Source organism: Sphingobium sp. C100 (assembly GCF_000508185.1).
GTDB lineage: Bacteria > Pseudomonadota > Alphaproteobacteria > Sphingomonadales > Sphingomonadaceae > Sphingobium.
In genome coordinates, this window is record NZ_AYOY01000124.1 from 47,823 (window position 1) to 59,698 (window position 11,876).

12 protein-coding genes are annotated in these 11,876 nt (G+C 61.6%); 3 read left to right on the forward strand and 9 right to left on the reverse strand.

The window, feature by feature from the left end:
- Window positions 1-65: 65 nt before the first annotated feature.
- From C100_RS33345 to C100_RS33365, 6 genes are all read right to left on the reverse strand, one after another.
- The gene (locus C100_RS33345) at window positions 66-1,346 is read right to left on the reverse strand and encodes an MFS transporter (protein WP_024019375.1); all 1,281 of its coding nucleotides are present in this window, start codon (window positions 1,344-1,346) and stop codon (window positions 66-68) included.
- A gap of 46 nt (window positions 1,347-1,392) precedes the next feature.
- Entirely contained in the window at window positions 1,393-1,725 is a 333-nt protein-coding gene (locus C100_RS0124475) for a DUF4286 family protein (protein ID WP_024019376.1), read from the reverse strand.
- A 21-nt stretch (window positions 1,726-1,746) separates the two neighbouring features.
- A complete protein-coding gene (locus tag C100_RS33350) occupies window positions 1,747-2,688 on the reverse strand; it encodes an SDR family NAD(P)-dependent oxidoreductase (RefSeq protein WP_024019377.1) in 942 nt (313 codons plus the stop codon).
- An 11-nt stretch (window positions 2,689-2,699) separates the two neighbouring features.
- Window positions 2,700-3,029: a 2Fe-2S iron-sulfur cluster-binding protein gene (locus tag C100_RS33355; protein ID WP_024019378.1), complete on the reverse strand. Its 330-nt coding sequence runs from the start codon at window positions 3,027-3,029 to the stop codon at window positions 2,700-2,702.
- 2 nt (window positions 3,030-3,031) lie between these two features.
- The gene (locus C100_RS33360) at window positions 3,032-4,246 is read right to left on the reverse strand and encodes a cytochrome P450 (protein ID WP_024019379.1); all 1,215 of its coding nucleotides are present in this window, start codon (window positions 4,244-4,246) and stop codon (window positions 3,032-3,034) included.
- A 179-nt stretch (window positions 4,247-4,425) separates the two neighbouring features.
- Window positions 4,426-5,763, reverse strand: coding sequence for an aromatic ring-hydroxylating oxygenase subunit alpha (locus C100_RS33365; protein ID WP_024019380.1), 1,338 nt, complete (start codon window positions 5,761-5,763; stop codon window positions 4,426-4,428).
- 258 nt (window positions 5,764-6,021) lie between these two features.
- Between C100_RS33365 and C100_RS33370 the strand changes: the two genes are divergently transcribed.
- Window positions 6,022-7,665, forward strand: a complete 1,644-nt coding sequence (locus C100_RS33370; RefSeq protein ID WP_052028253.1) for an AMP-binding protein — start codon at window positions 6,022-6,024, stop codon at window positions 7,663-7,665.
- 83 nt (window positions 7,666-7,748) lie between these two features.
- Here C100_RS33370 and C100_RS33375 read toward each other — a convergent pair whose 3' ends face one another.
- Together C100_RS33375 and C100_RS33380 are read right to left on the reverse strand one after the other, a co-directional pair.
- Window positions 7,749-7,979 carry a biotin/lipoyl-containing protein gene (locus C100_RS33375; RefSeq protein ID WP_024019382.1) on the reverse strand — a complete coding sequence of 77 codons (231 nt, stop codon included), beginning with the start codon at window positions 7,977-7,979 and terminating at the stop codon, window positions 7,749-7,751.
- 85 nt (window positions 7,980-8,064) lie between these two features.
- Window positions 8,065-8,370 (reverse strand): YciI family protein, encoded by a 306-nt coding sequence (locus C100_RS33380; RefSeq protein WP_024019383.1) that lies wholly within the window; start codon window positions 8,368-8,370, stop codon window positions 8,065-8,067.
- Window positions 8,371-8,507: 137 nt separating this feature from the next.
- Here C100_RS33380 and C100_RS33385 point away from each other — a divergent pair, with 137 nt between their 5' ends.
- Entirely contained in the window at window positions 8,508-9,707 is a 1,200-nt protein-coding gene (locus tag C100_RS33385) for an acyl-CoA dehydrogenase family protein (RefSeq protein ID WP_024019384.1), read from the forward strand.
- 10 nt (window positions 9,708-9,717) lie between these two features.
- Entirely contained in the window at window positions 9,718-10,854 is a 1,137-nt protein-coding gene (locus C100_RS33390) for an acyl-CoA dehydrogenase family protein (protein WP_024019385.1), read from the forward strand.
- A gap of 34 nt (window positions 10,855-10,888) precedes the next feature.
- On the opposite strand, the gene C100_RS33395 is transcribed toward C100_RS33390, so the two are convergent.
- Window positions 10,889-11,791, reverse strand: a complete 903-nt coding sequence (locus tag C100_RS33395) for a crotonase/enoyl-CoA hydratase family protein (protein ID WP_024019386.1) — start codon at window positions 11,789-11,791, stop codon at window positions 10,889-10,891.
- Between the last annotated feature and the right edge of the window lie 85 nt (window positions 11,792-11,876).

The following is an 11,876-nucleotide window of genomic DNA, read 5'->3' on the forward strand; positions in this document are numbered from 1 at the left end:
ATCCTCCCTCGGGGATTTAGTCTTTTGATTGAATATTATATATTATTTATCAATTATTTAGATATTTACAACGCCATCGCAGGCGGCAGTAATCTCGCGCGTGACGACTTGCCGATCAGAATGAGGATGATGGACAGCAGCACGGCGCCGATCAGGATTTCGAACGCAAGATTGTAGGAACCGGTGCGGTCATGGACTTCGCCGATGCCGCGCAGCATCACGATGCTCCAGATGTTCATGATGACGCCGGCCGCCCCCATAACGGTGCCATAGGACGTGCCGCCGAAGGTCGAGGCATAGAGCATGTGGACGATCGGGATAATGCCACCAAAGCCCACGCCAATGAGGGCGAGCGCGGCGAACACTACCCAGTAGCCGGGATAGAAAAGGAAGAGCAGCAGCAGCACAATGTGCAAGCCCGCGACTAGGATATAGAGCGCCCGAATGTCGAAACGTTCCATGAAATAGCCGATGCCGAGCTTGCCCAGCACGGCCGAGCCGCTGAGCACGGAAACCATGAAGCCGGCCTGTTCCACACCGATGCCCTTGTCCGAAAGGAAAGGCGCGATCGAAATCATGATCGCGCGGTCCGACGCCAGGATCAGCGCCGTGCCGCAGGCGATTACCCAGAAAAGGGGCTCGGAAAAGACGGCCTTCAATGTCCAGGTGCGATATTCGACGGCGTCCGAAGAGTCGGGTGCGACTGGCACCAGTTCGTTCGCGCGCTCCATCTCCCCCTCTTGGGGTCGCGAGACGACCAGCACGAGGGTCAACAGGACGATGAGAACCCCCGCACCGATCCCGGTGACGGCAACCGCCGTGCGCCAGCCATAATGGCCGATGAGCATCCCGATGATCGGAGCCATGAGCAGTCCGCTCGCCGAGGCGGCGACGGACGTGATCCCAAAGGCGCGGCCGCGTCTTCGCTGGAACCAGCGCGTGGCGAGCCGCAGGCTGGCCATGCCGCCGGTCGCATCGCTGGCGAAGGCGATTGGCAGGATCGCAAGCGCCATCAGCCACGGAGCATGGCTCAGCGAGATGATGATGTAGCCAAGCGGCATCAACAGGCCCGCGCAGATCATGAGTTTGCGCGCGGACCAGCGGTCCAGCATCCGCCCCACAAAAGGCCCCATCAGGGCGGAGGCGATGCTGAGGATGATGATGCCGCTGTTGGCGTTGGCGCGTGAGAGGTGCAGTTCCTGCGACACCGGCACCACATAGAGGCCGAAGCTGTAATGCGTGGCGCCGATGGACAGGAGCGACGTCAGAAAGGCGCCCGTCAGGACGCGCCAGCCTCTATAGATGCTAGGCGCTCCGCTTGGCGATGCGGCTCCGACGTCGCTCAATGCCTGTCCCCTTCCCTGCTTAGATCTTGTGTATTTTGTGCGGGTGTTATTTGGTCACGACCGGCGTGATCGCTTCATAGAGCGCGAAGAAGGAGTCTTCGTCCATGGCGTCGCAGGCCCGTAGAGTTGGCGTGCCATGCCGCGCGAACATGTCGGCGACGACGGCAGCGGGATCATCCGATTCCATTTCGTAGGTCGCGCCATAGCGATATTTGGCCGGCGGAACGTTCGGCTTGTCGCATAATTTGAAGCGCTGCGCCGATGTGAAACCGGGAATGGCCAGAACATCGGACAGATGCTGGTTGGTATACCAGTTGTTGAAAGCCTCGTCCTGTCCCTCCTTGGCATTGGTCAGCACGATCATGGTATATTTCGTCATCGCTTTTCTTCCCTGTCAGCCCTAGTCGGCGGGTGCGGCTTCTTCAGTCTCCGCCGCATAGCCCAGTGCGTTCATCATGATGGGCGCGAACTCGCTGAAGTTCCGGTTGAGGTCGATCTGGTCTTCATCGAGAACACGCCCCAGCAAGCCGGGTATTTTTTCCAGCGTCAGGTCGCTGTCGACGATACCACGAGTTTCACCCACCACGATCTTTGCGAGGCGCCCGCCCGCCGTCGAAAAGGCCTCCCCCGTAACGGCGCAACTGTCATGCCCGAGATAGGCGACGATCGGTGTCACCAATTCGGGTTTCAGCGTGTCGAATATCCACTGTTTGAAGGGGGATTCATCCATCGTGTCGACGAGCCGCGTGGCCGCCGCAGGGCAGACCAGATTGACCTTGATGCCCAAGGCCCCCCCCTCTTCGGCCAGCGCGCGGGTGAGGCCGAGATAGGAGGCTTTGGCCGTCGAATAATGGGTCGATCCACCCATGCCATACATGGCGGTGGAGCCGATCAGGACGATCCGGCCATGCTGCTGCCCCGCCATTACCGGCCAGGCCTCGCGTGTCATGAGGCAAGCCGCCCGGGTGTTGACCCCGAGCAGCCGGTCCATGCGGTCGGCCGTTTCCTCCATATAGGGGCCGCTAAGCGCGATCCCCGCATTGTGGATCAGGATGTCGAGCCGGCCATAGGATTGCACCGCGTGGCGGACGGCGCCGCGCGCGCCTTCATCTTCGATCAGATTGGCGATCCAGGGCGTTGCTTCGCCACCCGCCGCGCGGATCGCATCCACAACCTCCTGTGCCAGATGGCTGTCCGCGCCAGTACCATCGGTCGCGGTGCCGGCGTCGCTGACGACCACCTTGGCGCCGCGGCTGGCCAGGAACAGGGCATGGACCTTTCCCATGCCCGCTCCCGCGCCGGTGACGAGGGCGACGCGCCCATCAAAGCGCATGTCTGTCATCGCGGCCTCCCTCACCCTATCGCATCCTGCCGCTCGGGCACGCGAAAGACGGCGCCGTCGAACCGGTCTTCGAAGGGAATCTGACAGGACAGGCGCGATCCTTCGCCGGCCAGTGGCACGCCTGAGAGCATTTCGGTTTCCCACTCCGTCGGATCGGGCAGTTCGCTCCGCATCGGCGGTTCTGCAAAGACGTGGCAGGTGCCGCACACGCCGGCGCCATAGCATTGCGCTTCGATGCCGGGGATATCGGCCGCGATCGCGGCTTCCATGATGCTGGTGCCGTGCTTGATGCGGATGGAGCGACTTTCGCCGTCGGGGCTGATGAAAGTGATGGTGCCCATGATTAATTCCCCTGCGGGCGCGCGGCCCAGCGAAGCGGTAGATGACGGATAGCGGAGGTGATGCCCGGCGTGATGACGACTTCGAAGCCGGCTTCGACTTCGAAATCAGGGATGCGCGGCAGCCATTCCTCCAGCAATATGCGCAGTTCATATTTGCCCAGAAACGAGCCGGGGCAGCGATGAATGCCATGTCCGAAAGTGGAATAGCCCCCGGTTGCCCGTTCGATGTCCACCTTGAGCGGATCTGGATATTCCGCGGGATCGAAGGCATGGAGTATCTGCGGCAAGGTGATGAGGTCGCCGCCCTTGAGCTGTACCCCGTCGAGTTCATAATCATCCCGGATCAGCCGCGTGCTGACGCCGATCGGGAAGCGCCGGCAGAATTCCTCGACCGCGTCGGGTATCCGGTCCGGTTCGTCGCGCAGCAGGTGTCGCAATGCGACGTCCCCGGCGAGATAGTTCATCGTGAAGGACATGAGCGACAGCACCGTGTCCAGTCCGCCGATGATGAACGAGGTTCCCATATTGACCGCTTCGTCATTGGTGACGGGACGGCCGAACACTTCGCCCGCGGCAATCGCGCTCAGCAGGTCTTCACCCGGATTCTTGCGCCGTTCCTCGAAAAGCGGCGCCAGATATTCAGCGCAGCCGGCAAAGGCCGCCTGCTGATCCGCCAGCGATTCCGGGTGCAGCAGCATGTCCATGAATGTCACCAGCTTTTCCCGATCCTCTATCGGAAAATTCGCCAGCTTGAAGAAGACGGCGATCGGCAGTTCCTTGGCGAATTCCTCCCAGAAGTCGCACTGGCCGCGCGGTTCGATCCGGTCGATCAGTTCACGCGTGAAGGCGCGGATAAAAACGCCCAGCTTCTTCACCGCCGCCGGCGAAAAGATCTTGTTGACGAGGTGACGATATTGCAGGTGGTCGGGCGGGTCAGCGCCGACCGGGATCAACTGCGATATCGCGAACTGCTTTGGCACCATCAACTGGCGCGAGGAAAAATGTTCATAGTCGGCGTAGATCGAACGGATCAAATCGCCGCGCGTAGCGATCCAGTGGCCACCATTGGCGGTAGTCCAGATGATGCCCGGCGACTGGTCGCGCAGAGCGAGCCAGGATTCGTCATGGCCTATTCCCGTTTGATCGGGATTGTAGACGTTGAAGTCCACCACAGGATCGGAACTCATCGCGTCATTCGATGCGGATGCAAGGGTCATGACCGCCTCTCCCAAAAAATCAGATTATGCTGCCTGCAGGCAGCGATATGCGGCGATCCATCGAAGGAAGCGCCCTGGACAAAGCCCAGATCCTATCTGTTCATACCGATGCGGCACCACGTTCCGGGTCGCCCCGGCGCGCGCCAGCATGATCCAATGAGAGCGTTCAAGTCCTGATCCTATTCCTGGAGATAGTCGTAGATGGCCCGATGCAGGTTGCTGATCGGCAATTCCTGCTTCGGGCTGGTGCGCGAACCTTCAAATCCGCGCGACTTCATGCCCTTCTGGACCGATTCCATATTGCCGAAATCCTGGCAGTAGACCTGGCCCCAATCATCATGGTCGCGCCAATAGTCGAAAAATTGGCGTTCGAGCGGCGGTTCTCCGCCGGGGGCGTAGCGCTGCAACGCCCACATGTCGAAGAAGCAGGATTCCGGGTTCACGCCGTCTGGGCGCACCCGGTAGCAGATTGCCGAGTCCGGGGTCATGAGCGTGACGAAGTTGGGAAAGACGTGCCAGTCGGTGCCTGCCGCGCCGACATGCTCGGCCGTCAGATTGGCCGGCCAGCCTGCGCCTGCCTCGAGCGCGGCGTCGCGCCAGAAGCCGACCATCGCGCCCAGCGCCTCGAAATAGGAGACGCCCGGATCGACTTCGGTCATCAGCCGCTTCGTCGCGGCCGGATGACGGTCACAGAACAGGCCCTTGAGGTCAGCCTCGAACTCCTCGACATAGCGCACGAGGCCAGGCCGGACATCATCGGTCGGCGGCAGATTGGTGCGGGCGGACGGCTGCCCGACCCCGCGCGAGGGGATGGCGGGCTGGTAAAACATTGCATGAGGGCCATGGACGACCGACAAAGTGGGATCATCCATGATCTGTAGCGCCTGGGGATGCGTGCCCTGAACATGATAGCCTTCATCAAAGGCCTCGATCGCCACTTTCCAGTTCACGTTCATGCGCGCGCTCTTGTACCAGCGGTAACGCATATGTTCGAATTCGAACGGACCCAGCATTTCGCCAGCCTTGCCCAGAAACTCCGAGAGCGGCGCGGCGTCGAGATCCATGTTGACGAAGATGAAGCCGCCCCAGGTGTCGAGCTTCAGCGGCTTGAGGCCAAGATCGCACAGGTGGAGCTTGCCGCCCCAGTCTTCCAGATCCGGCACGCGGCGATTGGTGCCGTCCAGATTATATTGCCAGGCGTGGAAGCCACAGGTGAACTGGAGCGCGCGCCCCGCGACTTCATCGACCAGACGCCGCCCGCGATGCTGACAGACATTGTGGAAAGCGAGCAGCCGCCCCTCGTCGGACCGAACGATCAGAAAGGATTCTTCGGCGACATCGACGGTGACGAAGCTGCCGACCTTGGGCAGCTCCTCTTCGCGGCAGGCGATCTGCCAGACCTTTGCCCACATGCGGTCGGCTTCCAGCTTGGCAAAGGCGGGATCGAGATAGGCCGCCTTGGGAACCCAGTCGTCCCGCACCGGTGATTGCCCCACTGCGTCCTTATCGTCGATCATCTCGATCCTCTCTCGCCGGCCCGTGCGACAATCCCTCGCCGTTCGGACGAACATCCTTTGTTGATTGCCCTTATCTAGGCTGCCGGACGCTCCGCCTCAAATCCCGCTGGAACCTGCGGCGACATACCGCCACGGCGATAGGTATGGTCCGCCGGCCTGAAATTCCTCGGTCAAAGGCGTCAGGCAGGTGCCGCCCCCTTGCGTACGGCGACCCGTTTCAGGATGGAAACGCGATCAAAGTTAAAGCAGGGCGATTTCATGACCAGCATATCCGGCACGCACTGGCTCGATTACGACATACGCGATCTCACGATGTCGAAGGTTCTCGCCAAGCAGGTGCGCGAGCGCCCCGACAAAATCTATATTCGTACCACCGGTGGCGAGACGATGACCTATGCCGAAACGGACGTGGCGACCAACCGGATCGTCAACTGGCTTCGGTCCCATGGTGTTAGCGATGATACGCATGTCGCAGTGATGATGGAAAATAGCAGCGCCGGGCTGCTGACGATGATCGCGCTCGCCAAGGCCGGGCTGGTAGGGGTGCCGATCAACGTCAATGCGCGCGGTCCCCAACTGACCCATTATCTCAATCTCTCCGACGCCAGCTGGATCGTCGCCGACGCGCCTTTTGCCGGCCAGATCGCGGAAATTGCCGGCGAGGTGCCGAAACTGGATACCGTCATCCTCTGGGGCGAGAGCGTGACGGTCCCCGGCGTGCGCCGGACGCTCGATCTGGCCGAATGGCGCAGCGGTTCGGCCGCGCCGTTCGAGAATGACTCGCGCCACTCCGACCTCGCCTTCATTCTCTTCACCTCGGGCACGACGGGTTTGTCGAAAGGGGTGATGTTCAACCAGTCGCGCACCTTCCTGTGGGATGAAGGCGTGGTATCGGACCTCGATGTGGGCGGAGGCGACACCTATTTCGCGGTGACGCCCCTGTCCCATGCCAGCGGACTTTTTTCGGGCGCTTTCATGATGATGGCGGTGGGTGGCACGATCGCCATCGCGCCGCGTTTTTCGGCCAGCCGTTTCTGGGACGAAGCGCGCGCGACCGGCGCGACCTTCACCACGCTGCTGGGCGCCATGGTCGGTTTTCTGGAATCGGTGCCCCCTACCGATGGCGACGCCGACAATCCGATGCGGCTCATCAGCGCTGGTCCCTATCCCGCGACCTGGCAGAGTTTCGAGGAGCGGTTCGGGCTGAAGCTGGTCTCCGGCTATGGCCTGTCGGACCATAGTAGCTGCACCAAGCTGCCGATCGACGCGCCGCCGGAAAAGCGTGGTTCGGCCGGCAAGCCGATCGCCTCTTACGAGATGCTGATCGTCGATGAGGAAGACATGCCGGTTGCGCCCGGCGTCATTGGCGAATGCCTGTTGCGCGGCCGCTTTCCCTGGCGCGCGTCGATGGGCTATTACAAACAGCCCGAGGCCGTGCTGGAAGCCCGGCGGAACGAATGGTTTCATACCGGCGATTCCGGCTATCTCGATGCGGACGGCTATTTCTGGTATGTCGGTCGCAAGAAGGATGCGATCCGCCGGCGCGGCGAAAATATCTCCTCCTTTGAGGTGGAGCAGTTTGTCGCCATGCATCCCGATGTCGAGCAGGTCGCCGCCTATCCTTTGGCCGCCGAACTGAGCGAGGACGAAGTTGCCGTCTCGATCGTCACCACATCCGCTGCGCTCGACGCACCGGGCCTGATCCGCTTCTGCATCGAGAAGATGCCCGACTATATGGTCCCGCGCTTCGTCCACCTGACGGCGGAGCTGCCGCGCAATCTCAACCAGCGCGTCGAGAAGTTCAGATTGGTCCAGTGGTGCAACGAAAATCGCGCGGAGTTGTGGGACCGGGAGGAAGATCCCGCGCTGCGCCGCCGCGCCAGAGCAAAGCCGCCTGGCTGATCCAGTCGCGCCAAAGTACCGGTAAGCGGGCGAAGATGCGCCATAAGGAGACCGCGGTGGCGATTGCCCCGCGGCCCTTCCCCTTATTCGATGATGGCGAGGACCGTGCCGACTTCATAGGTCTCGCCAATCGCCTTGACCACGCGCAACGTGCCCGAAGCCGGAGATTCCACCTCCTGCGCCGACTTATCGCTTTCCAGCGTGTAGAGCGGCTGACCCTCAACCGCTTCGCCGCCATCGGCGACAAGCCATTCGGACAGGGTTCCTTCGGTCATCGAGAAACCGAGCTTGGGCAACAGGACTTCGACGGCCATATCATCTCCGATGGGCTTGCTATATTCTGGGCCAACTATGCGAAGTTATGGACGTCGATCAAGGCTCTTTGGCCATGCTTATATGTTAGCTGGGCGCGATCACCGATTGGCCGCCCAGGAAAGCAGGGCGCCAGCGGATGATTTCGACCCGCTCGAACAGGCCCGCCCGCGTAAAAGGGTCGGTGTTGGCGAATTCCTCGGCGGCTTCGCGGGAGTCGGTATCAAGCATGATCGCTCCACCGATGAAATGCTCGTCGGCATCGTCCCGAAGGCCGCCGCTGGCCACGAGCTGCGCCTGATGGGCGCGCAGATGGGCATAATGGTCGGCGCGGTGCGCGTCGCGGACATGCGCATGTCCGGTCTTGTCAAACGTCAGAATCAGAAACGGCATAAGCGACCTTTCCATTGGGGCGATGCATTCGTGCGAGCCGCGACTCCGCTGGCCATGTTCGCTATCCTAGCATACAGCCTAAACCGCAATATGAGAGTGCCGTAGCGCAGGAGCGCCAGCGGTATGGGGAATGACAGATGGATTTGGCTTTTGGCGCGGAAGACCAGCAGTTCCGGGAAGAGATCCGGCAGTTTCTGACTGATAACCTGCCCGCCGACATTCAGCAGCGCCAGCGCGATACGCGGACGCTGGCGTCCAACACGCACGATCTGCAACGCTGGATGCAGATATTGGACGCACGCGGCTGGTCGGTCCCGCATTGGGAAACCGCTTATGGCGGCACCGATTGGAGCCCCTTGAAAAAGTTCATCTTCGAAGAGGAACTGCATCAGGCCGACGCACCCGAATTTCACTGGCAGAGCACACATATGATCGGTCCGATCATCTACATGTTCGGGTCCGATGCGCAGAAGGCGCGCTATCTGCCGTCGATCCGGCGCGGCGACTATCTGTGGTGCCAGGGTTTTTCGGAGCCGGGCGCCGGCTCCGACCTGGTGAGTCTCAAGACCATGGCGATCCGCGAAGGCGATCATTTTCGCGTTAACGGCCAGAAGATATGGACCAGCGCCGCCTTTGAATCCGAATGGGGATTTTTCCTCGTCAAGACCGACATGAATGTGAAGCCGCAGCGCGGCATATCCTTTTTGTTGATCGACATGGAAACGCCGGGCATCACCGTGCGGCGGATCGGCCAGATCAACGGCGAAGCCGAATTGTGCGAAGTATTCCTGGACGATGTGATGGTGCCGGCCGAAAATCTGGTGGGCGAGGCGGGCATGGGCTGGACCTATGCCAAGGCATTGCTCGATCATGAACGCACGGTCAGTTCCTTCATCCATTTCAACAAACGCGAATTGCGACGCGCCAAGGAGATCGCCCAGGCCGAAACGGCGGGTGGGCGGCGCCTGATCGACGATCCGCAGACGCGGGCGCGGCTGGTGGCGCTCGATGCGCAAGTGACGGCGCTGGAATGGTCGGTGTTGCGCGTGCTGGCCGACGAACCCAACCGCTATGGCGGGACAGCGGCAGCATCCACCCTGAAGATTACCGGTTCGCGACTACAGCAGGCAATCACCGAATTGCAGGCGGACCTGCTGGGACCACGCGCGCTGCGCTATTATGATCCGGTGGACTGGAATGAGCCCGCGTCGCCGCTTTGGCCCCACCATGTCGCCGGCCGCACCAGCGCCGCGCTCATCTCGCGCGCGTCCACTATCTATGGTGGTTCTGAGCAGGTGCAGAAGAACATCCTCGGCAAGATCGCCTTCGGTCTTTGAAAGCATAGCCATGAATTTCGATCTTACCGACGAGCAGACGATGATCTGCGACAGCGCCGAGCGGCTGATCCGCGAACTGGGCGCACTGGAACGGCGGCGCGAACGTATTGCGCGCGGCGAGGGTTTTGACCGGGATCTCTGGTCGCAATCTGCCGAACTGGGCTGGCTCGCGCTCTGCGTGCCCGAAGATGCGGGCGGGTTGGGCGGCAGCATCACCGACATCGCTCTGCTCATGATCGAACTGGGTCGTGGCATGGCGAGCGACCCGCTCATATCGAGCGCCATACTATGTTCGACGCTGCTTGCGGGATCGGACTGGGAAGGCCGTGCGGATTGGATCGAGCAGATCATGTCGGGGAACGGCCGGCTGGCCTTCGCCAATCTCGAGCCGGGCGACCGCGCCGAATGGCCTGCCCCGCGTGCGACGACCTTAAAGGCGGAAGGAAATGGCTTCGTCCTGAATGGCGCCAAGCTGCTGGTGCAGGATGGCGAGGGAGCCGATGGCTATATCGTCACCGCCTCTATCCCCGGTGAGCAAAGCCAGGCGCTTCTGTTCGTGCCGGCCGATGCCGAGGGACTGATTCAGGATCATTACAGACTGATCGACGGGAGCCGCGCGGCCGACCTGCGTTTCGATCATGCGCCGATTTCGGGCGGGCAGGTGATCGGCAGGGGCGACGGGGTTGCGGCCTTGCTGGAAGACGCGATCGCCCGCGCGAGTGTCGCCACGCTGGCATCGGCGATCGGATCGATGGAGGCCTGCCTCGACATTTGCAGCGACTATCTCAAGACTCGTCAGCAATTTGGCCAGCCTATCGGCAAATTCCAAGCGTTGCAGCATATGATGACCGACATGCTGGTGACGACGCACAATGCGCGCTCCAATCTCTACCATCTGCTTTCGCGGATGGACGGCGACCGGGACGAACGCGCCGCCGCACTCGCATCGGCCAGACTGGCGATCGGCCAGGCGGGCCTGTCGGTAGGGCGCACCGGCGTCCAGCTACATGGCGGCTATGGCGTAACCGACGAATATGCCATCAGCCATCATTATCGCTACCTGATGGCCCTGGAGAAGCGCTTTGGCGATTCCCAGGCCTATGGCGCGATGCTCGCGGACCAATTATTCGGACCGATCGCGGCCTGAACCGCGGGGGCGCATGGCGTATAAGCCGGCCGGTTCAGCGCCCGCGTGAGCGCAGTTCTACCACGCTGTCGCCAAAGTCCCCATCGCGGCCCTTGAGCGCGGCCTTGAGTCCCTGCTCTGCCATATCCTTCTTGAACTGCGAGCGGCGAGGGCCTTGGGAGAGGTGCGCGCGGGCGTCCAGTTCGGCCGAAAACCGCTGGAGCGTCCGCGCACCGGCCAGCTCAAGCGCAAAATTGACCGTGCGCTTGTGAGTCGACAGCAATTCTGAATCGACCAGGCCAATGCGGTGGAGAAGATGATCGACATAGGCGTCGAGTTCATCGGCCGGCACGGCGTCAAGCACCAGCCCCAGCTTTGCCGCGGTGTCGCCGGTTACGGTATCGCCGGTGAACAACAGCCGCTTCGCCCATTGCGGGCCGCAATGATAGACCCACCAGTGATTGGGCGGATTGCCGTTGGCGCGGGTTGCGGGAAATCCGATCTTGGCGTCGTCGGCGGCAACGACGATGTCGCAGCCCAGCGCCAGATCGGTCCCGCCCGCCAGGCAATTGCCGTGCACCTTCGCCACGACAGGCTTGTGCGCGTCGAAGGCGAACATGAGATTGTCCTGCGTCCGCTCCAATTGCCAGCTGTCATCGTCCATCGTGCCGGCATTGGTCCGGTAGAGCCCGGCTTCGTAGGAATCCGGGTCGCCACCGCCACCATAGACGCCCATCAGGTCGTAACCGGCGCAAAAATCCTTGCCCCGCCCTTCGATCAGGATGACATTGACGTCCGTCCGGTCATCCGCTTCCTTGAGCGCCAGGTTGATCTCGGCGATCATGTGGCGGCTGAGCGAGTTGCGCTTGTCAGGCCGGTTAAGAGCGATGCGGGCGCAGCGATCGCGCACTTCAAATTCGATCGTATCGGTGCTCGTCAGCCATTTGCGCCCGCTCATATAACTCCCTCTCCCTGCCATTCTGCCTCTGCTGCGCCTTCAGGCCGGCAGTTTTTCCGCCATATTCACCGACTGGCGGGCCGCC